The following is a 25,075-nucleotide window of genomic DNA, read 5'->3' on the forward strand; positions in this document are numbered from 1 at the left end:
GCGCGGTCGCCGACAGCCGCTGGCGGGTCAGTCGGCCAGCGGGACCTCGATCACGACCCGCTCGGCTGGATCGGTGAGCACCCGCTCCAGGTCACCCCACGTCGCCGCCCGGCGGTACTCCCACCCGAGGCCCGTGACGACCCGCTCGACGTCGACGTGCTGCGGGGTCGACATCATCCGCCGCATGTCGGCTTCGGGCGTGGTCTTCGCCACCTCGAGCCCGCGGAAGATCGCGCCGCCGTGGTCGTTGCCGACGACGACCTGCACCCGGTGGGTGCGTTCCTCGGTGCCGGTGACGAACGCTCCGAGGTCGTGCAGCAGGGTCAGGTCACCCAGGAGCACGCGTGTGGTGCCCACGGAGGCCGAGGAGTGCTCGAGCGCCGCGGCGATGCCGAGTGCGGTCGAGACGGTGCCGTCGATGCCGGCGAGCCCGCGGTTCGCGTGCACCCGGATCTTCTTGCCGAGCACCAGGGCGTCGGCTTCACGGATGAGCTGCGACGCCCCGAGGACGAGCCGGTCGTGCGGCCAGGTCACCCCCCAGACGGCCTCGGCGAGCATGGCGCGGTCGACGGGTCGGCGACGGAGCGCGACCTCGTCACGCAGGAACTTGTTCCGCTCGGCGCGGTCGGCGGAGCGCTTGGCGTCGAGGTCCGGGCCGGCGTCGCCGTCCCCCAGGATCCGGCGGCTGGCGCCGACCCAGCGGCCGACCCACGTGCGGTGTTCCGGCCGGGTGCGGCCCGTCACGCGGACGTCGGACACGAAGGCGGTCACGGCGTCCGGTCGGGAGGCACGGGCCGGGTCGAAGGGGTCGGCCGCCGGTCCGCGGACGACGATCGTCTCGACCCCGTCGCGCTGCAGGAGCGCGGGGATCTCCCTGCTGAGGGTCGGGTGGCCGAGCACGACGGCCCGGCGGACCGCGCCGCCGTGGTCCGGGTCGCGCAGCAGTTCGCGGTAGGCCACGACCAGGTTGCGGCCGAAGCGCGCGCCGCTCGAGACCTCGGCGAGGAGCGGCGCCCCGAGTTCCCAGGCGATCCGCTCGGCGTCCGCGCCGGCGTCGTGCCCGGCGATGACCACGGTCGCCGGTTCGTCGTCCGGGGTGAGTTCGGCGACCGGCAGACCGGCGTGCGCCCGGCGGGTGGCGAACGCCAGGTCGACCTCGTCCTCGGGCACGGGGCTGACGTGCTCCGGGGCGAGTCCGGCGGACAGCGGCTCGCGGAACGCGACGTTGAGCTGCGCGGGACCGGGCTGTCCGGTGTGCCCGGCTGCGGCGGCGACGGCCTGTCGGGCGAGGGTGCGCAGGGTGTCGCGGACCGAGGCGTCGACGCCGTGTGTCGAGGGGGCCTCGACGTCGCGGACGAAGGCGACGGCGTGGCCGAAGATCCCTGACTGGACTGTGGTCTGGTTGCTGCCGATGCCGCGCAGTTCGTCGGGACGGTCGGCGCTCAGCACGATCATCGGCACGCCGGAGTGGTGCGCCTCGAGCACGGCGGGATGCAGGTTCGCCACCGCGGTGCCCGACGTCGTCACCACCGCTGCGGGACGGTGCGTCTCGACCGCGAGCCCGAGTGCGAAGAACCCGGCGGTCCGTTCGTCCAACCGCACGTGCACGGTCAGCCCACCGGCACGTTCCAGGGCGACCGCCGCGAGGGCGAGTGCCTGGGAACGCGAACCGGGGCTCACCACGACGTCGGTGACGCCGGCACGCACGAGCTCCTGCAGGAGGGCGAGCGCGGTGTCCGTCGCCGGGCTGCCCGAACCGGCGGGGCCGTCAGCGATCGGTGCGGCCGTCGTCGTCGCGCTCGTGGAACTGGTCTTCGAGGTCTCGGAGGGTCGCGTCGTCCTGGTCCTTGTCCGTGATGGTGGTGCCCGGCTCCGGCGTGGTGCCGAGGAAGTCCGGGTCGTCTTCGGGTCCACGGTACCGGGCCGAAGCGCCGGGGTCGGCCGCCGGGGTGCGACCGAGCAGGAACCAGAGGACGCCGCCGATGACGGGCAGGACGATGACGAGCAGGAGCCACACGCCGCGGCGCAGGGAACGGACGCGCTGACGGGGCATCGTGCCGCAGTCGATGGCCGCGTACACCGTGAAGGCGACGGCGGCCACGGCGACGATCAACCACAAGCGGACCATGTGGTGAAGTCTAGGTCGCGACCCTGTGATGCCCCTGCCGGTCGGCCGTCCGTAGACTCACCGTGTGAAAGCGTGGCTCCTGTACACCCTGGCTCGGCTCGGCATCTTCGTGGTGGCGCTCGTGCTCCTCCTGCTCCTGACGCCGATGCCGTGGTACTGGGCGACGATCGTGGCCGCCCTGGTGGGCCTGCTCATCTCGTACATCGCCCTGTCCGGACTGCGCACGCAGGTCGCCCTGAGCCTGGCGAACCGCCGCGGCACCCCGGAGCGCGACGCCGACTCGGACTTCGAGGACGACTTCGTGGACGCCGCCGACTCCGACGCCGCAGCCGCTCCCGTCGTCCGTCCGGTGTCCGACGCGGACCGGCACGAGGCGCGCCGCGACCCCGACGCCGACTGACCCCGAGCGCGGGGGCGGGGCCGTCCGGTCGAGCAGCCGAGACGGCTACGGCTGGACGGCCAGGGTGATCCCGAGCACCACGCCGAAGGCGAGCGAGGCGAACGACGACAGCTGCAGGGCCGTGATGAGTTCGCGGGGCTTCCGTGACGACACCCCGATCGCCAGTGCCGGCAGCGCCAGCAGCAGCGAGAAGTACGTGAAGCCCGTGCGGAAGTACAGCAGCACGAACCAGAGCAGCACGACGTACGGCAGCATCAGGAACAGGCCGTACAGGACGCGGGCCACCGGACGTCCGACGACCACGGCGAGCGTGCGCTTGCCCGCCAGCTGGTCCTCGTCGATGTCGCGGATGTTGTTCACCATCAGGACCGCGCAGGCGAAGAAGCCGGCGGCCACCGCGGCTGCCCAGCCGCTGACCGTGACCTCGCGGATCTGCACGAACTGGGTGCCGAGCACGGCGACCAGCCCGAAGAAGACGAAGACGAAGACCTCGCCGAGGGCGTTGTACCCGTACGGCTTCTTGCCACCGGTGTAGAACCACGCGGCGACGATCGCGGCGGCCCCCACGAGCAGCAGCCACCACAGCTGGGTGAGCAGCACGATGACCAGGCCGGCGACCGCGGCCAGGCCGAAGAACGTCAGGGCGACGGTGAGCACGGTCCGGGGCTTGGCCAGGCCGGCACCGGTGAGTCGTGCCGGGCCGACGCGGTACTCGTCCGTGCCGCGGACCCCGTCGGAGTAGTCGTTGCTGTAGTTCACGCCGATCTGCAGGAACAGTGCCACGGCCAGGGCGAGCAGCGCGACGGCGAGGTGGCCGTCCTTCGCCAGGTAGTCGCCGAAGTCGCCGGGCTCCCCGCTGTCGACGAACGCGACGGCGGTGCCGAGCACGACCGGGACGACACCGAGGGTCAGGGTGCGCAGGCGTGCGCCGCCGATCCAGTCGCGCGCGGTCGCCTTCCGCTTGGTGCGGGCGGGGGCAGCGGCCTTCGCCGGGTTGCCGGACCGGCCCTGCTTCTGCGTCGAGTTCTTCGTTCGTGCCACGAGCACCGATCATATTGCCGATGCGCCACCCGGCCGCTCGCGGTCCCTACGGGCGGCCCGGCTCCACGAGCGCCTGCACGGCCCGACGGTCGGGCTTGCCCGACGACAGCATCGGGATCCGGTCCAGCACGACGACGTCCGCCGGCCGGGCGGCACGGCCCAGGGTGGCTCCGACGTGGGCACGCACGGCCTCGACATCGAGCGGCTGCTCGGTGACGACGACCGGGACCTCGCCCCACTCCCCCGCCGAGCGCCGGGCGACGACGGCGCTCTCCTGCCCGGGGAGGCCGCGGACGAGCCGTTCGACCGCACCGAGCTGGACCTTCTCGCCGCCGGAGATCACCACGTCGTCGAGGCGTCCGAGCACGCGGACCACGCCGTCGGACAGGGTCGCGGTGTCCCCGGTCCGGTACCAGCGCAGCCCGTCCCGCTCGACGAAGGCCGACGCCGTGCGGCCGTCGTCGTCGAGGTACCCCTCGGCGAGCATCGGCCCGGCCAGGTGCAGCTCGCCGTCGACCAGCGCGGTGCGCACGGTGCCGAACGGGACGCCGTCGTAGACGCATCCGCCGCTCGTCTCGCTCGCACCGTAGGTCGTCACGACCCGGACCCCGGCGTCGAGCGCCCGCTGCCGGAGCGGCGCCGGGGTGGCCTGCCCGCCGACCAGGACCGCGTCGAACCGGGCGAGCGCACGGGTGGCGTCCGGGTCGTCGAGGACCCGGGCGAGCTGCACCGGTACCAGTGAGGTGTAGCGACGCGGCGCGGCCGGACCGGTGACGAGCCGTTCTGCGGCCTCGGTGAACGCGGCGGCCGCGAAGTGCCCGGGTGGCACGACGACGGGTTCGGTGCCCGCGGTGATCGAGCGGGTCAGGACGTTGATGCCGGCGATGTAGTGCGTCGGCAGCGCGAGGACCCAGCGCCCGGGCCCACCCAGTGCCGCGTCCGCCGCGGCGGCACCGGCGAGGAGCGCCTCGGACGAGAGCGCCACGCGCTTGCCGGTGCCGGTGGACCCGCTCGTCTCGACCACCAGGGCGACCGCCTGCCGGACCTCGGCCGGAGGTGGCGTCGGCAGGGCCGGTGCCCCCTCGGCGACGGGGAGCAGTGCGGGGCCGCCGGCGAGTGCTGCCTCCAGGCCGCGCAGCACGGCCGTCGGGTCCGACGTACCGGTCGCGACCAGCGGACGGGGCATCAGTAGTGCCAGGGGAACGCGGTCCACTCGGGAGCGCGCTTCTCGAGGAACGAGTCGCGGCCCTCGACGGCCTCGTCGGTGCCGTAGGCGAGCCGTGTCGCCTCGCCCGCGAACACCTGCTGGCCGACCATGCCGTCGTCCACGGCGTTGAACGCGTACTTGAGCATCCGGATCGCCGTCGGCGACTTGCCCAGCACGATCTCGCCCCAGCGGATCGCCTCACGCTCCAGGTCGGCGTGCGGCACCACGGCGTTCACCGCACCCATCTCGTACGCGCGCTGGGCGGAGTACTCCTGGGCGAGGAAGAAGACCTCGCGGGCGAACTTCTGCCCGATCTGCTTGGCGTAGTAGGCGCTGCCGTAGCCACCGTCGAACGAGCCGACGTCGGCATCGGTCTGCTTGAACTTCCCGTGCTCGGCGCTCGCGATGGTGAGGTCGCAGATCGCGTGCAGGGAGTGCCCACCGCCCGCAGCCCAGCCGGGGACGACGGCGATGACGACCTTGGGCATCATCCGGATCAGGCGCTGGACCTCGAGGATGTGCAGCCGTCCCATCGACGCCTGGGCGGCCGCGGGGTCCACACCCTCGGGCGGGGCGCCCTCGTCGCCGACGTACTGGTAGCCGCTCCGCCCCCGGATGCGCTGGTCGCCGCCGGAGCAGAACGCCCATCCGCCGTCCTTCGGGCTCGGGCCGTTGCCGGTGAGCAGCACGACACCGACACGGGGGTCCTGCCGCGCGTCGTCGAGGGCGCGGTAGAGCTCGTCGACCGTGCGCGGACGGAAGGCATTGCGGACCTCGGGACGGTCGAAGGCGACCCGGACGATGCCCTTGGAGACGTGCTTGTGGTACGTGATGTCGGTGAACTGCTCCGCGATCGGAGCGGTGGTCCAGACGTCGGGGTCGAACAGGTCGGAGACGGGAGCAGCCATGTTCCCAACGTACCGCCGGGCGTCTGGCGGGTCAGGCGCCCATGTCGGTCAGGATCTCCGGCGCGACGAACACCATGATCACGATGAGGATCACGGGGTTCGCGAAGAACGCCAGGACGACCCCGACGGCGCCGTACCAGCGTCCGAACGAGCCGACGGCGGCGACGAACCCGAGCACGGCGGCGATGAGCGTCAGGAACACGACGACGAAGCAGATCCCGAAGGCGAAGTTCGTGTCACCGCCCATGAACACGGCGAAGGCACTGGCGTCCACCGCGGCGGACACCACGGCCAGGCCGAGGGCGATCTTGCCGACGACGGGGTTGCGGCGCTTCGTGCCACCGGTCTGCCGCACGTCGACGGTGTTGCGCTGCATGAGGCGTGCGAAGTCGTCGGAGTCGCGCCCGGGAGCCGCCGCGGATCGAGCGCCAAATGCCGGTCGGGTCGCCGGGGGTCTGGCTGCAGCTGCCGGACGAACCGACGCTGCCGGGCGTGCTGCTCCGGCGCTCGACGGGTCGGACGGGCGCTGCGATGCGCGCTGCTCTGCTGCGCGCTGCCGCGGATCCACCGCCACCGAGCCTCCATCGTTCCGGGTCGTTCCCCTGCCGACCGAGGCCGACCGATGCATGCTAGTGCCCTGCCCTGGCGGTCCCCTCCGAGGAACCAGCAGGCCCCCTGGGTGCGGTGGGAGGATGTCGGACGTGCTCCCCGACCTCGCCGAACTCCTCGCCGACGCCCACGTGGTGGCCCTGCCGATGCGCGTGCGGTTCCGCGGCATCACCACGCGCGAGGCGGTCGTGCTGCGTGGCCCCGCCGGCTGGACCGAGTTCTCGCCGTTCGTCGAGTACGACGACGCCGAGGCCGCCGCCTGGCTGCGGGCCACCGTCGACTTCGGGTGGACGGACCACGAACCGGCGGCCGACTCCGTGCCGGTCAACGCCACCGTCCCGGCGATCGCCGCTGACGACGTCGCCGACCTGCTCGCGCGGTACCCCGGGTGCACCACCGCCAAGGTCAAGGTCGCGGAGCCCGGCACGACCGTCGACGACGACGTCGCCCGTGTCGCCGCGGTCCGCCGGGTGATGGGGCCCGAGGCCGCGGTCCGGGTCGATGCGAACGGGCTGTGGAGCGTGGAGCAGGCCGCCGCGGCACTCGAGCGGCTCGCACCGTTCGACCTGCAGTACGCCGAGCAGCCCTGCGCGACGGTGCCCGAGCTCGCCGAGCTCCGGTCGCGGATCGCCGGCCTCGGGGTCCGGGTCGCCGCGGACGAGAGCGTCCGGAAGGCGAGCGACCCCCTCGCCGTCGCACGGGCCGGTGCCGCCGACGTCCTGGTCGTGAAGGCCCAGCCGCTCGGTGGGATCACCGCCGCCCGTGCCGTCATCGCCGACGCCGGGTTGCCGTGCGTCGTCTCGAGTGCGCTCGACACCTCGGTCGGGCTCGGGATGGGAGCGTTCCTGGCCGCCGCGGCGATGACGCCCGGGTACGCCGCCGGGCTCGGGACGGCAGCCATGTTCGCCGGGGACGTGACGGCCGATCCGCTGCTGCCGGTCGGTGGTCGGGTGCCCGTGCGCCGCGTCGACGTCGCTGCGGAGCTGGTGGAGCGGTACGCCGCATCGCCGGAGCGCACGGCGTGGTGGCGTGCGCGGGTGGCCCGTGTGCACGCCGTGCTCGCCGCCGGGTAGCGCGCCCGCCGCGTCCTCACGAGACGCCGTCGTCTCCACAAGACGCCGGCGTTTCCGTTCGACGCCGGCGTTTCCGTTCGACGCCGCCAAGTCATCGAGACGCCGCCGAAACCTGCGGCGTCTCGCCGACGACGCGGCGTCCCACCGACACGACGGCGTCTTCCTGGCCGTGCACGCGACCCGACGACGGACGGGAGGCACGGTGCCAGCTGGCACCGTGCCTCCCGTCCGGTCGTGGTCGCGACCAGGGCCGCGTCAGCGACCCGCGCGGCTCACAGACCCGAGTAGCTGTGCAGGCCCTTGAAGAAGACGTTCACGACCGAGAAGTTGAACATCACCGCGGCGAAGCCGATGAGGGCCAGCCAGGACGACCGCGCACCACGCCAGCCGCGGGTCGCACGGGCGTGGATGTAGCCCGCGTAGACGACCCAGATGATGAAGGTCCAGACCTCTTTCGTGTCCCAGCCCCAGTAGCGGCCCCAGGCGCGCTCGGCCCAGATCGCGCCGGCGATGAGGGTGAACGTCCAGAGGACGAAGCCGACGAGCAGGACGCGGTAGGTCAGGACCTCGAGCCGGTCGGCGTCGGGCAGCGTCGCCATGAAGCGGAGCTTGCCGGAGGCCGTGCGGCCCTGGCGGTACGTCTGCACGAGCTGCGCCACCGCGAGCCCCGCGCCGAGCGCGAAGAACCCGGTGCCGGCGATCGCCACGAAGACGTGGATGACCAGCCAGTACGACTGCAGGGCCGGCTGCAGCGGGACGACGGGGACCCAGTAGTTCACGGTCGCGATGCCGAGCAGGATGATCGTCAGGCCGGTGATGAAGACGCCGAGGAACTTCAGGTTCTGCCAGAACTGCACGAGCAGGAAGATCAGGGTGATCAGCGCCGTGCCGGTCAGCGAGAACTCGAACATGTTGCCCCACGGCACACGGTCGGCCGCGATGCCGCGGAGGACGACCGAGGCGACGTGCAGGACGAGCGCGAGGATCGTCATCGCCATGCCGACGCGTTCGAACTTCGTGCCGCGGCCGGCCGAACCGCCCGACGGCGGTGCGGCGACCTGCTCGAGCACGACGGTGCCGCCGCGGACGGTCGCGACCGTCTTCGCTCCGCGTGCTGCCGCAGCGCTGGCCGCGTCGGCCGAGCTGTCGTCCGCGCCCGCGTTCTTCGCGGCCGCCGTGACGTCGCCGGAGCGTTTGGCCATGTCGAGGGCGAACGAGATGAACGCGACCACGTACACCGCCATCGCGGAGTACGTGAGCACGACCGAGTAGGTCGCGAGGTTCGTGGTCATGTCGTTCACTGGGGCATCCTAACTCCGAGGTCCGACGTGTGGCGCTGTGCGATGTCCGCGACGGCCCGTTCGAGGTTCGGGTCCTCGCCGCGTGCGAGTCCGGCGTACTCGAGGTCGTACTCGCCGCCCTGCGCATCGCGACGCGGGACGACCTTCACCCAGACGCGGCGGCGCGGGACGAACAGCGAGGTGAGCAGGCCGAGGGTGGAGAGCAGGGCGAACCCGCCCACCCAGAGCTGCGAGGGGTCGTGGTGGACGTCGAGGGAGACGTACCGCTTGACGCCGTCGAACGTGATCGACCCGGCGCCTTCGGGGAGCTTCTTCGTCTGGCCGGGCTTGAGCGCGATGCTCGCGGTGTCCGACTGCCGACCGGCGATCTGGTCGAGCCCCTTGGTGCTGAGCGTGTACACGCTCTGCGGAACTCCGCTGTCGAGCCCGAGGTCGCCCGTGTAGACCTGCAGCGTCAGCAGCGGGTTCTGGCTGTCCGGGTAGGCACTCGAGTAGGCGCCGCTCGCGAGCTTCGATGCCGTGGGGTAGAAGAACCCGACCATGCCGAGCTGGTCCGGCTTGGCGTCCGGCACCTTGATGACGCCGGTGGAGGTGTAGTTCGCATCCTCCGGCAGGAACGGCACGACGTCCTTGAAGGCCACGTTGCCGTCGCCGTCGCGCACCGTGACCTGCATCGCGTAGCCGTTGCCGAGCAGGTAGACGTTGGTGCCGCCGACGTGCAGCGGGTCGTTCACGCCGAGGCGGCTCGTCTTCGGCTCGCCGCCCTTCTCGGTGCTCGTGACCGTGGCCGAGTAGTCGAGCGCCTGCCCGAGGGCGTCGAGGTTGCGCTCCTCGTACTTCGTCACGAACTTGTCGAGCCGGAGGTTGTAGCCCTTGAGGTCGGTCTGCTGGAACCAGCGACCGGGGTTGAACGAGTCGTACGAGCCGAGCACGTTCGAGAACGTCTGGCCCTCGACCAGCAGGCGCTGACCGGTGAAGCCGAAACCACCGCCGACACCGACCGCCAGGAGCACCCCGACGAGGGCGGCGTGGAACACCAGGTTGCCGGTCTCGCGCAGGTAGCCGCGCTCCGCGCTGACCGAGTCGCCGAACCGCTCGACGCGGTACCCGGACCGCTTCAGGATCGCCATCGCGCGCGTCACCGCGTGCTCGGCGGACGGGAGGCCCGTGGTCGCGTCGATCCCGGTCGTCCCGTCGATCATCGCGTCCGGCTGCACCGCCACGGTGCGGAAGCCCGCCAGTCGCGTCAGGCGCGCGGGGGTCTTCGGCGGACGGGTCCGCAGTGCCTGCCAGTGGTGCTTCGTGCGGGGCACGATGCAGCCGATGAGCGAGATGAAGAGCAGCAGGTAGATCGCGGAGAACCACACCGAGGTGTAGGTGTCGAAGACCTGCAGATTGTCGAGGACCGGGTAGAGCTGCGGGTGGTCCGCCTTGTACTGCACGACGCCGTTCGGGTCGGCGGTGCGCTGCGGGACGAGCGAGCCCGGGATCGCCGCGAGGGCGAGCAGCATGAGCAGGAACAGTGCCGTGCGCATGCTCGTCAGCTGCCGCCAGAAGAACCGGAGGTACCCGACGAAGCCGAGCTTCGGCTGGTTGATGCCACCGTCGGTGGGGCCGGAGCCGTCGACGTGGTCGGACGGTCGCTGCGGGTCGGAGGCGCTGTCGGCTCCGTCGCCTGCGCCCGTCGGGATGTGCTCGTTCAGGTCAGACCGCGGGGACAAAGCTCTGGATCACCGCCCCGACGCTCGACATGACGGCCGACCAGATACCGGTGACCATGAGCAGACCGATGACGATCAGGATCGCTCCTCCGATGATGTTGACGGTGCGCATGTGACGCTTCACCGCCGCGATGGCCCCCGTGGCCCAGCCGGCGCCGAGGGCGACGAGGACGAACGGGATGCCGAGCCCGAGGCAGTACGCCACCCCGAGCCACATGCCCTGCCAGGCGCTGCCCGACTGGACACTGAGCAGGTTGATGGCCGCCAGGGTCGGGCCGAGGCACGGGGTCCAGCCGAGGCCGAACACGATGCCGAGCAGGGGGGCGCCGAGGAGCCCGGTGGCCGGGGTCCAGCTGGGCTTGATGGTGCGCTGCAGGAACGTGAACCGACCGACGAACACCAGGCCCATCGCGATCACGACGACCCCGAGGATCTGCGTGATGAGGTCACGCCACCGCACGAGCCAGAAGCCGAGCGCGCCGAACACCGTCGTGTACGCCACGAACACCGCGGTGAACCCGGCGATGAACAGCAGCACGCCGAGCACCACACGACCCCGACGCTGCCCGCCCTCGGCGACACCGCCGACGTACCCGAGGTACCCCGGCACGAGCGGCAGCACGCACGGGGACAGGAACGACACGAGCCCGGCGAGCGCCGCCACGGGCAGCGCCACGGCCATCTGGCCGCTCAGGATCGCGTCGGCGAAGGGGTTGGAGGTCACGGGTCAGGAGGCCTTGCCGGCGTCGAGCTCGTCGCTGACCAGGGTCTGCAGGATGCTCGTGCCGTCGATCGCGCCGAGGACCCGGGCGGCCACGCGGCCCTTGGTGTCGAGGACGATCGTGGCCGGCACCGCGTTCGGTGCGATCTGCCCGGACATCGCGAGCTGCATCGTGCCTGTGCGCTGGTCGAGGACGGTCGGGTACTGCACGTCGAAGGTGCGCTCGAAGGCGGCCGCGGTCGCTGCTTCGTCGCGGACGTTGACCCCGATGAACGCGACGTCGTCGGCGTCGGCGTACTCGTCGTGCACCTTGTTGAGGTACTTCGCCTCGGCACGGCACGGGGGGCAGCTGGCGTACCAGAAGTTCAGGACGACGACCTTGCCGCGGAGGTCCTTCGACGAGACCGTGTCACCGTTCGAGTCCTCGGCCCGGAAGGTGACCGGGTCGGTGCGGTCCTTCGCGGAGACCTCGGTCACGGCACCGTCGCCGGAGATGTAGTTCTGGGTCGTGCCGTTGCCGTACTGCTTCGCGATGCCGCCGCTGTCCGACGAGCAGCCAGACAGGACGAGCACGGCGGCGACGGCCGTCGCTGCGAGGACCGCGAACCGCTTGCTGATGACGCCCACACTCTTCGTGCTGTTCACACTGCTCCTTCGTCGACGGCGGTCGCGCGCAGTTCCTGCGCGGGGTCCGCGTACCCGACCTCGGTGAACCGACCGGTCGACGTGGCGGGCACACGTTCGACGGTGGTGATGCTCGACAGGTCACAGCGGCGCTTGCGCGGGTCGTGCCACAGGGGCTCCCCCGCGAGCTTCCGGTGGACCATCCAGATCGGCAGCTGGTGGCTGACCAGGACGACGTCGCCCTCGTCCACGCTCTCCCACGCCGTGGTCATCGCCGCGAGCATGCGGTTGGCGATCGACTCGTACGCCTCGCCCCAGCTGGGACGCAGCGGGTTCGCGATCCACGGCCACTCCGCCGGGCGGCCGAGCGAGCGCTTCGTGAACCCGGGGGGCTGCCCCTCGTAGCGGTTCGTCGGCTCGATCAGGCGCTCGTCGAGCGTCACGTCGAGCCCGTAGGCGGCCGACCAGGGTGCGGCGGACTCCTGCGTACGCTGCAGCGGGGAGGCGACGATCCGACGCACGTCGATGCCGGCGTCCTTCCAGGCGGTCGCGGAGGCCTGGGCCATCCGCGTGCCGAGGTCGCTCAGCCCGAAGCCCGGGAGTCGGCCGTAGAGGACGCGGCCCGGGTTGTGCACCTCTCCGTGCCGGACGAGGTGGAGACGGGTCGCGGGCATGGGTTCCAGTGTAGGTCGCCCGCGGTTCCCACCGCCCCCTCAGGTGATTCACCGGATGCGGAAGCACTCAGCCGCCGAGCTCACCGGAGAGCCGTCCGTGCAGCGCGATCGAGCCCGTGTCGAGGTTCACCACCTCGACGGTCGACCCGTGCTTCGCGAACCGCTGTTCGACCCCGTCGAGCGCCGCGACCGTGGACGCGTCGAACACGTGGGCGTCGGCCAGGTCGATGATCACGTGCTCCGGGTCCTCGGCGTATGAGAACCGTGTGACGAGGTCGTTCGACGAGGCGAAGAACAGCGCCCCGCGGACCCGGTACCGCACGGTGCGGTCGTCGACGGGCTCGCGGACCACGGTCACCACGTGCGCCACCCGTCGGGCGAAGACCAGGGCCGCCACGACCACACCGACGAGCACCCCGGTGGCGAGGTTCTCGGTCACGACGACCACCACGACGGTGACGAGCATGACCGCGGTCTCGCCGAGCGGCATCCGTCGGAGGGTGCGCGGTCGGATGCTGTGCCAGTCGAAGGTCGCGACGCAGACCATGAGCATGACCGCCGTCAGTGCCGCCATCGGGATCTGGGCCACGAGGTCGTGGAGCACGATCGTCAGGACCAGCACCGAGACACCGGCCGCGAAGGTCGAGACGCGGGTCCGGGCACCCGCGGTCTTCACGTTGATCACCGTCTGGCCGATCATCGCGCAGCCGCCGGTCCCACCGAAGAAGGCGGACGCGATGTTCGCGACGCCCTGGCCCCATGACTCGCGCCACTTGCTCGAGCCCGTCTCGGTGATGGAGTCGACGAGCTGCGCGGTGAGCAGGGTCTCGATCAGCCCGACGATCGCGACACCGAACGCGTACGGGGCGATGATCTGCAGCGTCTCGAAGGTGAACGGCGTCGTGATGCCGCCGAAGCCCGGGAGCGCCGTCGGCAGTTCGCCCTCGTCACCCACCGTCGGCACGGCGACGCTGAACACCATCGTGAGACCGGTGACGACGACGACCGCGATGAGTGGTGCGGGGATCGCCTTCGTCAGGAACGGGAAGCCGACGATGATCGCGATGCCGAGCACCGTCAGCGGCCAGACGACGAACGGGACGTCGTCGCCGAGCAGGTTCGGCAGCTGGGCGGTGAAGATGAGGATGGCCAGGGCGTTGACGAACGCGACGTTCACGCTGCGCGGGATGAAGCGCATCAGCCGCGCCACCCCGAGGAACCCGAGCACGAGCTGGAACACGCCACCCAGCACGATCGCGGGCACCAGGTACTCGATCCCGTGCTCGCGGACGAGCGGGGCGATGACGAGCGCCACCGAGCCGGCTGCGGCGGAGATCATCGCGGGACGACCGCCGACGATCGAGATCACGATCGCGATGACGACGCTCGAGAACAGGCCGACCGCGGGATCGACCCCGGCGACGACGGAGAACGAGATCGCCTCGGGGATGAGGGCCAGCGCGGTGACGATGCCGGCCAGCACCTCTCGGGTGAGCATGCGGGGCGAGCGGAGGGCGGCGAGGACGCTCGGGGCCGTCGGCGCGTGGGTGATCACGGACATCGATCGGAACTCTACCCTCACGTGAGGGTAGAGTCGTACCCCGTGAGCACCAGCGATGTACCCGACACGATGCACATCGGCGAGCTCGCCGACCGTGCCGGCATGTCCCTGCGCACGATCCGGCACTACGACGAGGTCGGGCTGCTCGTGCCGAGCGGCCGCACCACCGGCGGGTTCCGGGTCTACACGGCGCAGGACCTCGAACGGTTGCTCGTGATCCGCCGGATGAAGCCGCTCGGGTTCACGCTCGACGAGATGGCCGAGCTGCTCCGCGTGGTCGACGCCCTCGCGGCGAAGGACCCCGATGACGAACCAGCGCTGGCGGCCCGCCTCGACGCGTACCTCGAGGACGCCCGTGCCCGGCACGCCAAGCTCGTCGAGCGGGCCGGCATGGCCGAGGAGTTCATCGGCACGCTCGGGTCACTCCGCGCGTCGCTCCCCTGAACGCTCGTACCGTGCGAGCCATCGCCGTTCGGCCTCGGCAGCTTCTTCCGGGGTGTACTCCAGGCGAGCTTCCACCCGCTCGAACATGGCGATCATCTTCCGCGCCTTCCGTTTCGGGTACGCGTCGAGGATGACCTGGTTGAGCCGGACCTGAGCGCGCCGACGTTCCTCACCCGTCATGTGCATGAACATCCGTTGCATCGCGTACCTCTTTTCCGAGCGTTCGTACCAGGACACTCACACCCGGATCATCGACCCGTCCATGAATCTGCATGTCGTACATCGCTCCAGCGACCATCCGTCCGATCTCGGCTTTGCCGACGTCGTCGGACGAGACCATCTCGGCCGCCCAGACGACCTGTTGCCACACGTACGCTCGCTCGATTGCGCGCTGCTCTCGCCGCCACCGCATGAACGACCAGATCGTCGCCGTCGTGGTGCCGCCGAGCGCCATCAACGACGCGACGACCGTCGCGACCGCCGCAGGCGGCCAGGTCGCGAGCTCCCCCGTCCCCGTCCCCACCCGGTCCCCCTCCCGTCCCGCGACCCGGCCACGTCGGGAACGCTACGGAGTCCACGCGCGCCGCCACGGGCCTCCCGGCCATCTGTGGAGAACGCCGGACGCAGGCGGCCCTGTGGAGGGAGGAAGCCTGCCGCCCACGCCCACGCCCACGCCCACGCCCCCGGACGCAGGCGGTTAGACTCGACCACCGTGATCGAACGCACCCGCATCGCCGACCTGGCAGCCCTCCCCGACGGTCCCGTCTCCGTGGCCGGATGGGTCGAGACCGTCCGAGACCAGAAGAAGGTGCAGTTCGTCGTGCTGCGCGACGAGACCGGCGCCGTCCAGCTCGTGAACCCGGCGACGCGCGAGGCCGAGGACGGCGACGACGCCGCACAGTCCGCCCTCGCGACCACCAACGAGATCTCCGGCCTGGCGCACGGCACCTTCGTGCACGTCACCGGCACGCTGAAGCACGACGAGCGCGTGAAGCTCGGCGGGCTCGAGGTCAAGATCGGTGCGCTGCAGGTGGTGAGCGCCGCGATCCCGGAGACCCCGATCGCCGACGACTCGTCGCTCGACAAGCGTCTCGACTGGCGGTTCCTCGACCTGCGCAACCGCAAGCAGAACCTGATCTTCCGGATCCAGACGACGCTGGAGCACGCGTTCCGCACGTACTGGGTCGACCGCGACTACATCGAGATCCACACCCCGAAGCTCATGGCGTCGGCATCCGAGTCGCGCGCCGAGCTGTTCCAGCTCGAGTACTTCGAGACGACCGCCTACCTGGCCCAGTCGCCGCAGAACTTCAAGCAGATGGCGCAGCCGGCCGGCTTCGGTGCCGTGTTCGAGATCGCGGACGCCTTCCGCGCCGACCCGTCCTTCACGAGCCGCCACGCCACCGAGTTCACCAGCGTCGACGCCGAGTTCTCGTGGATCGAGTCCCACGAGGACGTCATGGCGATGCACGAAGAGGTCCTGGTCGCCGGCATCACCGCCGTCAAGGAGAAGTACGGCAAGGACATCGCGGAGGTCTTCGGCTTCGAGCTGCAGGTCCCCGCGACGCCGTTCCCCCGCGTGACCCTGGCCGACGCGCGCAAGATCGTCGCCGACAGCGGCTACGACGTCGTCCGCGCCGACGGTGACCTGGACCCCGAGGGCGAGCGCCGCGTCGCCGCCTGGGCGAAGGAGCGCCACGGCTCCGAGTTCGTGTTCGTCACGGAGTACGACGCCTCGATCCGGCCGTACTACCACATGCGGAAGCCGGGCGACCCGTCGGTCACCAACAGCTACGACCTCATCTTCAACGGTGCCGAGATCTCCACGGGTGCCCAGCGTGAGCACCGCGTCGACGTGCTCGAGGCGCAGGCCGTCGAGAAGGGCCTCGACCCGGAGGAGCTCGGCTGGTACCTCGACTTCTTCCGCTACGGCGTCCCGCCGCACGGCGGCTTCGGTATGGGCCTCGCACGCGTGCTGATGCTCATGCTCGGTGAGCCGTCGATCCGCGAGGTCACGTACCTGTTCCGTGGCCCGACGCGCCTGACCCCGTAGTCATCAGCGAGTGAGCGAAAAAGGTCGCCTCCGGAAATCGGAGGCGACCTTTTCTGCTCACTGGACGCACGCAGCGCACGCAGCGCCGGGGGCGGGACGGGAGGCTCGGCTCAGCTCTGCCAGTCGATGGCGGCCCGCGCCGTGACCAGTTCGCGGATCTCCGCTGCCGCGGCCTGGTGCTCCGGGTGCACCTGGTACGCGTCGAGTCCGGCGAGGTCGTCGAAGGTGGCAACCACGGCGACGTCGTGGTTCTTGTCCGGGTAGGCGACGTTCTCGACGACCTCGAGCGAGCGGATCGACTCGACGGTGCCGACCAGACCGGTCAGGAGTTCGCGGATGTGGGCGATCGACGCGGTGCGGTCGAGGTCGGTCCGCAGGGACCAGGAGACGACGTGGGAGATCATGCGCGGGCCTCGGCCTTCTCGAGCGCACGTGCGAGCCGGTCGGCGTCGACGTGCCAGTTGCTGTGGACGCGCCCGTCGATCAGCACGACGGGGATGTCCTCCGCGTACTCCTGGCGGAGGGCGTCGTCGTCGAGGATCGAGCGTTCCTGCAGGGTGACCCCCGGGTGGTCGGCGACGACGCGTTCGACCACGGGTCGGGCGTCGTCGCAGAGGTGGCATCCGGGCTTCGTCAGGAACGTCACTGCGGGCATGGTCCCAGCGTAGTCCGGGAACGCGAAAGCCCCGGCGAACCGGGGCTTCTCGTGCAGGTCCTCCGACCTGCGCAGACCTGTGAGGGTCTACTTCTTGTTGCGGCGCTGGTGACGCGTCTTGCGAAGGAGCTTGCGGTGCTTCTTCTTCGCCATGCGCTTACGACGCTTCTTGATGACAGAACCCATGTGGACCTCGCTCGGACTGATGCTGATGTACGGACACCGGGCCGAAGAGACCGCGGAAAATCAACCTGCCCGAGTCTACCGGCTGCCCGCTGTGATGTCGAACGCGCGCTCAGCCGACGTCCGCCACGCCACCGCGCAGCACGTCGGCGACGGCTGACTCGGGGACGCGGAAGGAACGGCCGAAGCGGATGGCGGGGAGCTCACCGGCGTGCACCATCCGGTACACGGTCATCTTCGAGACGCGCATCATCTCGGCGACCTCAGCGACGGTGAGGAAGCGCACGTCGTCGAAACTGCCGGTCATGGTCCGCCTTCGGGGCTCGCACGCGCGCTGCGCACGGGAGTGGTGTGACCTGTGTGGTCAGTGGCAACTGTAGAGGCGTGTGCGACCCGGTGTCCAGGATCAGTCCGCGCCGCGTGCACCGGCGCCGCCCCGTCCTCGGAAGCCCGAGCGGCAGGGCTCAGTCCTCGTCGCCCCGGCGGGTGAAACGCTTGCGGCTGCGGTCGACGACGCGCTCCCATCCCTGCTGCGCTCCGGAGATCGCCGCGGTGGCCCGGTACGACGCCTCGGCCATCACACGACCGAGCTCGGTGCCCACCTCGACGGTCGCCTTGCCGGCCGTGCCGTTCCGGCGGATCGACACCGGCTGGCCGTCCGGCGTCCACGCGGTGGTGGCCGGGGTGCCGTCGGCGTCGACCGCGCCCGTGAACGGCAGGACCCAGTCCTCGAGGTGCACGAGCGGCTCCGGGTCGAGTCGGTAGTAGCGGTGCTGCCCCTCTTCGCGACTGGTGACGAGACCGATGTCGCGCAGGACGCGCAGGTGCTTCGACACCGTGGGCTGGCTCACCCCGAGGCGTTCGACGAGCTGGCCGACGCTGAGCTCCCCGCCGGTGACGTCCGAACCGTAGGCGGACAACAGCGTGCCGAGCAGCTCGCGCCGGGTCGGGTCCGCCACGACGGAGAAGATGTCGGCCATGGGTCAAGGCTAGCCGGGGCACCACGGATGTACCATGACGAACCGTCCCGGCCCATGTCCTCGGAGGCATACGCATGCTCGACCGAACCGAGCCGATCCCGCACCACGTGAGTGTCGGCCGACGGCGAGCGAGCCGGATCGCGACGGTGCTGCGCTCGTCGCCGTCCCGACTGGCGATCGTGGTGTTCATCGCGCTGATCTTCCTGTTCACGGTGCTCTTCATGACGCCGTGGGCCACGGCGGACCGCAGCAGCACCCACTTCGCGGACGCCCTGTTCACCGCGGCGTCGGTGGTCTGCGTCACCGGGCTGTCCACGGTCGACATGGCGACGCACTGGTCGGTGTTCGGCAAGGTCCTGGTGGTCATCGGCACCCAGATCGGCGCCGTCGGTGTGCTGACCTTCGCGTCGATCCTCGGCCTGTTCGTCACCCGGAAGCTCGGCCTGCGCGCGAAGCTCATGGCGGCCGGTGACTCGAACCCGCTCCGCACCCACCACGGCGCCGTGCCCGAGGGGCAGGCCGTCCGGCTCGGCGAGGTCGGCACCCTGCTCGCGACCGTGGCGGTGAGCACGCTGTCGATCGAGATCGTCCTCGGCCTGCTGCTCCTGCCGTCGGTGCTCATCGCCGGCATCCCGTTCTGGACAGCGGTCGGCGACTCCTTCTACTACGCGGCGATGGCCTTCACGAACACCGGGTTCTCGCCGAACGCCGACGGCCTCGACCCGTTCGCCCACGACTACTGGTTCCTGACGCTGCTGATGATCGGTGTCGTGGCGGGGTCCATCGGGTTCCCGGTGATCCGTGCCCTGACGAAGCAGCTGCGCACCCCGCGGCGCTGGCCGATCCACGTCAAGCTCACCCTGGCGACGAGCGCGATCCTGCTCCTCGGCGGCGCGGTCGTCTACACCGCACTCGAGGCGTCGAACCCGACGACCTTCGGCGAAGAAGGAGCCGGGCGCACCGCGTTCCAGGCGCTCTTCCTGTCGACGATGACCCGCTCCGGCGGGTTCTCGCTCGTCGACTTCGACCAGCTCAACGGCTCGAGCCTGCTCGTGACGGACATGCTCATGTTCATCGGCGGCGGATCCGCCTCGACGGCCGGCGGCATCAAGGTGACGACCCTCGCGGTGCTGTTCCTGGCCGCGGTCGCCGAGGCCCGCGGTCGCCAGAGCATGGAGGCCTTCGGTCGCCGGATCCCGAGCGACGTCCTGCGGGTCGCAGTGGCCATCGTCCTCTGGGGCGCGACGATCGTGGCCGTCGCGACCGTGGTGCTCCTGCAGATCACCGACGACTCGCTCGACCGTGTGCTGTTCGAGGTGATCTCGGCGTTCTCGACCAGCGGCCTGTCCTCCGGCGTGTCCGCGAACCTGCCGGAATCGGGCAAGTACGTGCTCGCCGCCACCATGTTCCTCGGCCGGGTCGGTACAGTGACCATCGCCGCTGCCCTGGCCGCCAGCCAGAGCCGGCAACTGTTCCGCCGTCCCGAGGAGAGGCCGATCGTTGGCTGACCGCACCCGTTCGTCGCACCAGCACGGTGCCATCAGTCACGACGCCCCCGTCCTGGTCATCGGGCTCGGGCGCTTCGGGGCCGCCACCGCCGGGCAGCTCGAACGCCAGGACCGCGAGGTGCTCGTCGTCGACACCGACGCCGGACTGGTGCAGAAGTGGTCCGACCGGGTCACCCACGCGGTGCAGGCGGACGCGACCGACATCGACGCGCTCCGGCAGATCGGCGCGCAGGACTTCGCCATCGCCGTCGTCGGCACGGGCAGCGACCTGGAGTCGAGCGTGCTCATCACGGCGAACCTGGTCGACCTCGGCGTCCCCCAGATCTGGGCGAAGGCGATCAGTCGTTCGCACGGCACGATCCTGTCCCGCATCGGCGCGAACCACGTCGTCTACCCCGAGCGCGAGGCCGGCGAGCGCACGGCACACCTGGTCTCCGGCCGGATGCTCGACTTCATCGAGTTCGACGACGACTTCGCCGTGGTCAAGATGTTCCCGCCGCGCGCGGTCCGCGGCAAGGACCTCGCCACCACCGTGATCCGCACCCGCTTCGGCCTGACCGTGCTGGGCATCAAGCCGCCCGGCAGCCCGTTCGTGCCGGCGACGCCGGACAGCGTCATCGGTGAGGACGACGTCATCATCGTCTCGGGTTCCGAGACCGACCTCGAGCGCTTCGCCGCGTACGAGTAACGACCACCGGACGGACGGGAGGCCCGTGGCGGCGTCCCCACGGGCCTCCCGTCCGCACTGTGGCTGCGTCCACGACGCGGTGTGCGTCTACGACGCGGCGATCTCCTCGGCACGCGCGATCGCGGCACGCGACGCGCGCAGCAGCGTGTCCGCCAGGTCGGCGTCCTGCAGCACCGCGACGGCCCGCTCCGTCGTGCCCTTCGGGCTCGTCACCGCACGGCGCAGGTCGGCGGGCTCACGGCCCGACCGCTCGAGCAGCTCGACCGCGCCGCGGACGGTGCCCTGCACCATCGTCGCCGCCTGCTCGTGGGTGAACCCGAGCTCCTCGGCGGCACGCTGCCACTGCTCGACCAGCAGGAAGACGTAGGCGGGACCGGAACCGGACACGGCGGACAGCGCGTCGAGCTGCGCCTCCGGCACCTCGATGACCTCGCCCGAGGCGGTGAACACCGACGACGCCAGCGCGACGGCCTCGGCGTCGGCCGAGGTGCCCGCGCTGATGCCGGTGACGCCGTGGCCGACGCCGATCGGGGTGTTCGGCAGGGCACGGACGACCCGGACGCCGGCGGGCACCCGAGCCTCCATGCTCGCGGTGGTGGTGCCGACGGCGACGCTGACCAGGACGGCACCGGGCTCCAGGTCGTCGGAGACCTCGTCGAGCAGGTCCGCGATCATGTACGGCTTCACGCCGACCACGACGAGGGCAGCGCCACGGACGGCCGTGCTGTTGGCGTCGGGGTCGGTGTCGCTCGCGGTGGCGTCGAGGCCACGCTCCCGGTGGGCAGCAGCGGACGCCTCCGACTTCGTGGTGAGGGTCACGGTGGCCGGGTCGAGTCCCGCGGCGAGCAGGCCGTCGAGGACCGCGCCGGACATGGAGCCGACGCCGAGCAGGGCGGTGCGGGGCAGGTCGATGGTCATGCTCCCGACCCTACCGACGCCACCCGCCTAGGATCGTGTCGCAGACCACGAGAAGGGGACAGCTGTGAGCGCTTCCGGAGGCACGAAGGCGATCTTCGCCGCACTCGGTGCCAACATCGGCATCGCGATCGTGAAGTTCATCGCGGCGGCGATCAGCGGATCGGCGTCGATGCTGGCCGAGGGCGTGCACTCCCTGGCCGACTCCGCGAACCAGCTCCTGCTGCTGCTCGGTGGCCGCAAGGCCCGGCGAGCGGCGGACCAGGAACACCCCTTCGGCTACGGGCGTGAACGGTACGTGTACGCGTTCGTCGTCTCCATCATCCTGTTCTCGGTCGGCGGCGTGTTCTCGCTCTACGAGGGCATCGAGAAGCTCGCCCACCCGCACCCGCTCGAGAACTGGTGGCTCCCCCTCGTCGTGCTCGTCATCGCCATCGGGCTCGAGGGCTTCTCGCTCCGCACCGCCCTGAAGGAAGCCCGACCGCAGAAGGGCTCGCAGAGCTGGGTGCAGTTCGTCCGCCGTGCGAAGGCCCCCGAGCTGCCCGTCGTGATGCTCGAGGACACCGCGGCCCTGCTCGGCCTGGTCTTCGCCCTGTTCGGCGTGGGCCTGACGGCGATCACCGGCAACGGGGTGTTCGACGCGATCGGCACCATGCTCATCGCGGCGCTGCTCATCGCGGTCGCGGTGGTGCTCGGCATCGAGACGAAGAGCCTGCTCGTCGGCGAGGGCGCGACCGCCGCCGACGTCGAGCGCATCAAGCAGGCGGTGCTCGACGGCCCGGAGGTCGACGCGATCATCCACCTGAAGACCCTGTACCTCGGGCCGGACGAGCTGATGGTCGGCGTGAAGGTCGCCGTCGACGGGGACCGCCGACTCGGCGACGTCGCCGCCGGCATCGACACCGTCGAGCAGCGGGTCCGGAGTGCCGTGCCGATCGCCCGGGTGATCTACGTCGAGCCGGACGTCCTGCGCACCGGGCCACAGCCGCCGACCGAGGCGATCGTCATCCTCGCCGCGGACTGAAGAAGTCGTCGAGCAACTCGGCGCACGCTGCCTCGAGCACGCCCCCGATGACCTCGGAGCGGTGCGGCAGCCGGCGGTCCCTGGCGATGTCGTAGACGCTGCCGCTGGCACCCGCCTTCGGGTCCCACGCGCCGAACACGACCCGGGGCACCCGTGCAGCCATGACGGCGCCGGCGCACATCGGGCAGGGCTCGAGCGTCACCACGAGCGTGTGCTCCTCGAGGTGCCAGTCACCCGTCACCGCCGCGGCAGCACGCAGAGCCAGTACCTCGGCGTGGGCCGTCGGGTCCTGCCGCGCCTCGCGCTCGTTCCGGCCGGTGGCGACCACGACGCCGTCACGGTCGAGCACCACGGCGCCGACCGGGACGTCGTCGGTCTCAAGGCACCGTCGAGCCTCGTCGAGCGCGCGCTCCATCGCCGGGACGAACGGGCGGGCTGCGGGCTCCTCCACGGGACCTCCTGACGGTCGACGGCACGCTAGGCTCGACCCTATGCGAGTCCACGTCGCCGACCACCCGCTCATCACCCACAAGCTCTCGGTGCTCCGCGACCGTACGACGCCCTCCCCCACGTTCCGCGCCCTGACCGAGGAGCTCGTCACGCTCCTCGCGTACGAGGCCACGCGGGGCGTCCGGGTCACGGCGACGCCGATCGACACGCCGGTGGCGCACACCATGGGCGTCGCGATCGCCAAGCCGCGGCCGCTCGTCGTCCCGATCCTCCGCGCCGGGCTCGGCATGCTCGAGGGCATGGTCAAGCTCGTCCCGACGGCCGAGGTCGGCTTCCTCGGCATGGCCCGCAACGAACAGACGCTCGAGCCGCAGACCTACGCCGAGCGCCTGCCCGACGACCTGTCCGGGCGGCAGTGCTTCGTGCTCGACCCGATGCTCGCCACCGGTGGCACCCTCGCCGCCGCGATCGACTTCCTGTTCGCCCGCGGTGCGCAGGAGATCACGTGCGTGTGCATCCTCGGCGCCCCCGAGGGGCTCGCCATGGTCGAGCAGGCCGTCGGCGACCGCAACGTCTCGATCGTCCTCGGTGCGCTCGACGAGAAGCTCGACGAGAACGGGTACATCGTCCCGGGCCTCGGCGACGCCGGCGACCGGCTCTACGGCCTGGCCGAGTAGCGCAGACCCGCCACTTCTCGGACAGGAGGCGCGGTGCCGGCTGGCACCGCGCCTCCTGTCGTCCGTGCGGTCGCGCCCGCCGCACCCGCCCGTTCCGGCGTACCAGGTCGATCCGTGCGTACCTGCCCGTTCCGGGCGTACCCGGTCGTTCCGGGCGTACCAGGTCGTTTCTTTCCACCCGGCACGCCCGATTCCACTTTCCATCGCGTGCGCAATGGGAAAGAACGGGCGTGGCGCTCGACGCCCGTGCGGTCGCGCCCACCGCACCGTCCGCGCGGACGGTTGACACCGCGTTGGTATACCGCAGATACTCGTCACATGACTGCAACCGTGTCCACCCGCGTCCTCTCCGAGGCGTGCTCCTCCGCAGGGGCAGTGGGGACAGTCGGCGTGATGATGCCGACCATGCCGGTCATGCGTTGTCGAATGTGTGCCTGATCGGCACCCGTTCCAGCCGGATCCCCCGCGACACCACCCCCGTCGCGAGCGCGTGATCCCCGGGTGACGGACACCGTCGGCGACGCGCACCACGCCACGAGGTCTGTCTCCCGTTCCCCCGGGTCGGCCCCGGTCCGCAGCAGGACCGCAGGGCACATCGGCGTACCGCCGTACCCGGGATGACGCATTCGACACCGGCCGCCGCGCCACCCGCGCACCGGCCACACCGCCCGGAGAACCACCATGTCGCTCACCATCGCCCAGCCCCGCACCGCGCTCCGCACCGCACCGGCCCCGACCGACCTCGGCACCGTCACCCCGATCCGACCGCGCCCGGCCTCTCCGGCAGCCACCGGACCGGCCACCGTGCCGACGAGCCCCGTGGTCGCACCGCAGCGGAACCGCGCGCTCCCCGAGGGCACCGAGGCCCGCGGCTTCGCCCTGTACGTCGGCATCGACGAAGCGAAGGCCGCAGCCGCCGGCACGACCCTGGCCGCGGTGGTCGAGCAGCTCAAGGCCCTCACCGCGCAGCTCGTCCCGTCGTCCGAGACGTACGCGGCCGTCGCCGTCGCCGCCGAGCACTCCGGTGGCCGGGACGTCGACGTCGTCCGCCTCGCCCTGCAGGACCGCTCCGCGGTGGCCGCCCGCAAGCAGGCCGAGAAGCCCGAGCCCGAGGAGACCGGTGTCGTCATCGACATCTCGCGGAAGCGCGTGACCCTCGACGGCGAAGCGGCACCCCTGACCTACAAGGAGTTCGAGCTCCTGCAGTTCCTGGTCCTCCGCGAGGGGCAGACCGTCGACCGTTCCGCGATCATCGAGGGCCTCTGGTCGGACGGCGAGGACGAGACCCCGAACGAGCGCACCATCGACGTGCACGTGCGTCGCCTCCGCTCCAAGCTCGGCGCGTTCGAGGAGATCGTCCGCACCGTGCGCGGCGTCGGCTACCGCTTCGACCGGCACGCGGACGTCGCCGTGCGGTACGCGTCGACCCCGTCGCCCGACCTCTTCTGAGCCCGATCGGCTGCTCTTGGTGAACTCGCAGCGAACCGGCCCCGGCGAGGCTGGCGCGCCGTTACCGCTTCGTTATACAGT

The 25,075-nt window shown here is 71.1% G+C and carries 30 protein-coding genes; 9 read left to right on the top strand and 21 right to left on the bottom strand.

The annotated features are described in order from the left end of the window. Positions 1–27: 27 nt before the first annotated feature. Together menD and DEJ20_RS13005 are read right to left on the bottom strand one after the other, a co-directional pair. The gene (gene menD, locus DEJ20_RS13000; protein WP_111235628.1) at positions 28–1,776 is read right to left on the bottom strand and encodes a 2-succinyl-5-enolpyruvyl-6-hydroxy-3-cyclohexene-1-carboxylic-acid synthase; all 1,749 of its coding nucleotides are present in this window, start codon (positions 1,774–1,776) and stop codon (positions 28–30) included. Next, positions 1,769–2,128 (bottom strand): PLD nuclease N-terminal domain-containing protein, encoded by a 360-nt coding sequence (locus DEJ20_RS13005; protein WP_111235613.1) that lies wholly within the window; start codon positions 2,126–2,128, stop codon positions 1,769–1,771. The genes menD and DEJ20_RS13005 overlap by 8 nt, the downstream gene beginning before the upstream one ends. 64 nt (positions 2,129–2,192) lie before the next feature. On the opposite strand from DEJ20_RS13005, the gene DEJ20_RS13010 reads away from it, so the two are divergent. Continuing rightward, positions 2,193–2,528, top strand: a complete 336-nt coding sequence (locus DEJ20_RS13010) for a DUF4229 domain-containing protein (protein ID WP_111235614.1) — start codon at positions 2,193–2,195, stop codon at positions 2,526–2,528. Between the two features lie 45 nt (positions 2,529–2,573). On the opposite strand, the gene DEJ20_RS13015 is transcribed toward DEJ20_RS13010, so the two are convergent. From DEJ20_RS13015 to DEJ20_RS13030, 4 genes are read right to left on the bottom strand one after another with little or no spacing between them, the layout of a single operon-like run. Further along, complete coding sequence (locus DEJ20_RS13015) at positions 2,574–3,575, bottom strand: 1,4-dihydroxy-2-naphthoate polyprenyltransferase (RefSeq protein ID WP_071406305.1); 1,002 nt, start codon at positions 3,573–3,575, stop codon at positions 2,574–2,576. Between the two features lie 40 nt (positions 3,576–3,615). After that, entirely contained in the window at positions 3,616–4,755 is a 1,140-nt protein-coding gene (locus DEJ20_RS13020; RefSeq protein WP_111235615.1) for an AMP-binding protein, read from the bottom strand. Beyond that, positions 4,755–5,684: a 1,4-dihydroxy-2-naphthoyl-CoA synthase gene (locus DEJ20_RS13025; protein ID WP_071406303.1), complete on the bottom strand. Its 930-nt coding sequence runs from the start codon at positions 5,682–5,684 to the stop codon at positions 4,755–4,757. The genes DEJ20_RS13020 and DEJ20_RS13025 overlap by 1 nt, the downstream gene beginning before the upstream one ends. Before the next feature lie 31 nt (positions 5,685–5,715). Continuing rightward, positions 5,716–6,060, bottom strand: a complete 345-nt coding sequence (locus DEJ20_RS13030; protein WP_111235616.1) for a hypothetical protein — start codon at positions 6,058–6,060, stop codon at positions 5,716–5,718. 316 nt (positions 6,061–6,376) lie between these two features. Here DEJ20_RS13030 and DEJ20_RS13035 point away from each other — a divergent pair, with 316 nt between their 5' ends. After that, entirely contained in the window at positions 6,377–7,366 is a 990-nt protein-coding gene (locus DEJ20_RS13035) for an o-succinylbenzoate synthase (RefSeq protein ID WP_111235617.1), read from the top strand. A gap of 272 nt (positions 7,367–7,638) precedes the next feature. Here DEJ20_RS13035 and ccsB read toward each other — a convergent pair whose 3' ends face one another. From ccsB to DEJ20_RS13065, 6 genes are all read right to left on the bottom strand, one after another. Continuing rightward, the gene (gene ccsB / locus DEJ20_RS13040) at positions 7,639–8,658 is read right to left on the bottom strand and encodes a c-type cytochrome biogenesis protein CcsB (RefSeq protein ID WP_111235629.1); all 1,020 of its coding nucleotides are present in this window, start codon (positions 8,656–8,658) and stop codon (positions 7,639–7,641) included. Positions 8,659–8,663: 5 nt separating this feature from the next. Then, positions 8,664–10,388 carry a cytochrome c biogenesis protein ResB gene (gene resB, locus DEJ20_RS13045; RefSeq protein WP_258377178.1) on the bottom strand — a complete coding sequence of 575 codons (1,725 nt, stop codon included), beginning with the start codon at positions 10,386–10,388 and terminating at the stop codon, positions 8,664–8,666. Continuing rightward, positions 10,372–11,070, bottom strand: a complete 699-nt coding sequence (locus DEJ20_RS13050; RefSeq protein WP_071247888.1) for a cytochrome c biogenesis CcdA family protein — start codon at positions 11,068–11,070, stop codon at positions 10,372–10,374. The genes resB and DEJ20_RS13050 overlap by 17 nt, the downstream gene beginning before the upstream one ends. Before the next feature lie 45 nt (positions 11,071–11,115). Beyond that, complete coding sequence (locus DEJ20_RS13055) at positions 11,116–11,754, bottom strand: TlpA family protein disulfide reductase (protein WP_258377179.1); 639 nt, start codon at positions 11,752–11,754, stop codon at positions 11,116–11,118. Next, positions 11,751–12,407, bottom strand: coding sequence for a histidine phosphatase family protein (locus tag DEJ20_RS13060; RefSeq protein ID WP_071406299.1), 657 nt, complete (start codon positions 12,405–12,407; stop codon positions 11,751–11,753). Before DEJ20_RS13060 ends, DEJ20_RS13055 begins: the two co-directional genes overlap by 4 nt. Positions 12,408–12,474: 67 nt before the next feature. Further along, on the bottom strand, positions 12,475–13,968 hold the full coding sequence (locus DEJ20_RS13065) for a SulP family inorganic anion transporter (RefSeq protein ID WP_111235618.1): 1,494 nt from the start codon (positions 13,966–13,968) through the stop codon (positions 12,475–12,477). 69 nt (positions 13,969–14,037) lie between these two features. On the opposite strand from DEJ20_RS13065, the gene DEJ20_RS13070 reads away from it, so the two are divergent. After that, a complete protein-coding gene (locus DEJ20_RS13070; RefSeq protein ID WP_111235619.1) occupies positions 14,038–14,412 on the top strand; it encodes a MerR family transcriptional regulator in 375 nt (124 codons plus the stop codon). Here the strand turns inward: DEJ20_RS13070 and DEJ20_RS13075 are convergent. Continuing rightward, positions 14,389–14,592 (bottom strand): hypothetical protein, encoded by a 204-nt coding sequence (locus DEJ20_RS13075; protein WP_284183331.1) that lies wholly within the window; start codon positions 14,590–14,592, stop codon positions 14,389–14,391. The genes DEJ20_RS13070 and DEJ20_RS13075 overlap by 24 nt on opposite strands. Beyond that, positions 14,582–14,935, bottom strand: a complete 354-nt coding sequence (locus DEJ20_RS13080; RefSeq protein ID WP_284183332.1) for a hypothetical protein — start codon at positions 14,933–14,935, stop codon at positions 14,582–14,584. The genes DEJ20_RS13075 and DEJ20_RS13080 overlap by 11 nt, the downstream gene beginning before the upstream one ends. Positions 14,936–15,124: 189 nt before the next feature. Between DEJ20_RS13080 and aspS the strand changes: the two genes are divergently transcribed. Then, positions 15,125–16,465, top strand: a complete 1,341-nt coding sequence (gene aspS, locus DEJ20_RS13085) for an aspartate--tRNA(Asn) ligase (RefSeq protein ID WP_111236308.1) — start codon at positions 15,125–15,127, stop codon at positions 16,463–16,465. Between the two features lie 110 nt (positions 16,466–16,575). On the opposite strand, the gene DEJ20_RS13090 is transcribed toward aspS, so the two are convergent. From DEJ20_RS13090 to DEJ20_RS13110, 5 genes are all read right to left on the bottom strand, one after another. Then, positions 16,576–16,869 carry a Dabb family protein gene (locus DEJ20_RS13090; RefSeq protein ID WP_111236309.1) on the bottom strand — a complete coding sequence of 98 codons (294 nt, stop codon included), beginning with the start codon at positions 16,867–16,869 and terminating at the stop codon, positions 16,576–16,578. Beyond that, positions 16,866–17,120: a glutaredoxin family protein gene (locus DEJ20_RS13095; RefSeq protein WP_071247435.1), complete on the bottom strand. Its 255-nt coding sequence runs from the start codon at positions 17,118–17,120 to the stop codon at positions 16,866–16,868. Before DEJ20_RS13095 ends, DEJ20_RS13090 begins: the two co-directional genes overlap by 4 nt. A gap of 87 nt (positions 17,121–17,207) precedes the next feature. Further along, complete coding sequence (locus DEJ20_RS13100; protein ID WP_003792170.1) at positions 17,208–17,306, bottom strand: 30S ribosomal protein bS22; 99 nt, start codon at positions 17,304–17,306, stop codon at positions 17,208–17,210. Positions 17,307–17,415: 109 nt separating this feature from the next. Next, positions 17,416–17,610 carry a helix-turn-helix domain-containing protein gene (locus tag DEJ20_RS13105; protein ID WP_017888579.1) on the bottom strand — a complete coding sequence of 65 codons (195 nt, stop codon included), beginning with the start codon at positions 17,608–17,610 and terminating at the stop codon, positions 17,416–17,418. A 157-nt stretch (positions 17,611–17,767) separates the two neighbouring features. Beyond that, the gene (locus DEJ20_RS13110) at positions 17,768–18,283 is read right to left on the bottom strand and encodes an ArsR/SmtB family transcription factor (protein ID WP_051596885.1); all 516 of its coding nucleotides are present in this window, start codon (positions 18,281–18,283) and stop codon (positions 17,768–17,770) included. 74 nt (positions 18,284–18,357) lie between these two features. Here DEJ20_RS13110 and DEJ20_RS13115 point away from each other — a divergent pair, with 74 nt between their 5' ends. Next, the gene (locus tag DEJ20_RS13115) at positions 18,358–19,791 is read left to right on the top strand and encodes a TrkH family potassium uptake protein (RefSeq protein ID WP_111236310.1); all 1,434 of its coding nucleotides are present in this window, start codon (positions 18,358–18,360) and stop codon (positions 19,789–19,791) included. Further along, the gene (locus DEJ20_RS13120; protein WP_217499818.1) at positions 19,784–20,479 is read left to right on the top strand and encodes a potassium channel family protein; all 696 of its coding nucleotides are present in this window, start codon (positions 19,784–19,786) and stop codon (positions 20,477–20,479) included. Before DEJ20_RS13115 ends, DEJ20_RS13120 begins: the two co-directional genes overlap by 8 nt. Positions 20,480–20,566: 87 nt before the next feature. Here DEJ20_RS13120 and proC read toward each other — a convergent pair whose 3' ends face one another. Continuing rightward, entirely contained in the window at positions 20,567–21,397 is an 831-nt protein-coding gene (gene proC / locus DEJ20_RS13125; RefSeq protein ID WP_111236311.1) for a pyrroline-5-carboxylate reductase, read from the bottom strand. Positions 21,398–21,461: 64 nt separating this feature from the next. Here proC and DEJ20_RS13130 point away from each other — a divergent pair, with 64 nt between their 5' ends. Then, positions 21,462–22,418, top strand: coding sequence for a cation diffusion facilitator family transporter (locus DEJ20_RS13130; protein ID WP_111236312.1), 957 nt, complete (start codon positions 21,462–21,464; stop codon positions 22,416–22,418). On the opposite strand, the gene DEJ20_RS13135 is transcribed toward DEJ20_RS13130, so the two are convergent. Then, positions 22,399–22,833 carry a nucleoside deaminase gene (locus tag DEJ20_RS13135; protein WP_110861637.1) on the bottom strand — a complete coding sequence of 145 codons (435 nt, stop codon included), beginning with the start codon at positions 22,831–22,833 and terminating at the stop codon, positions 22,399–22,401. The two genes, DEJ20_RS13130 and DEJ20_RS13135, sit on opposite strands and share 20 nt — an antisense overlap. Before the next feature lie 76 nt (positions 22,834–22,909). Between DEJ20_RS13135 and upp the strand changes: the two genes are divergently transcribed. Further along, entirely contained in the window at positions 22,910–23,545 is a 636-nt protein-coding gene (upp, locus tag DEJ20_RS13140; RefSeq protein WP_111236313.1) for a uracil phosphoribosyltransferase, read from the top strand. A gap of 681 nt (positions 23,546–24,226) precedes the next feature. After that, positions 24,227–24,994 (top strand): winged helix-turn-helix domain-containing protein, encoded by a 768-nt coding sequence (locus tag DEJ20_RS13145; protein WP_027466328.1) that lies wholly within the window; start codon positions 24,227–24,229, stop codon positions 24,992–24,994. Positions 24,995–25,075 lie beyond the last annotated feature (81 nt).

This window comes from Curtobacterium sp. MCSS17_005, assembly GCF_003234225.2.
Lineage (GTDB): Bacteria > Actinomycetota > Actinomycetes > Actinomycetales > Microbacteriaceae > Curtobacterium > Curtobacterium flaccumfaciens.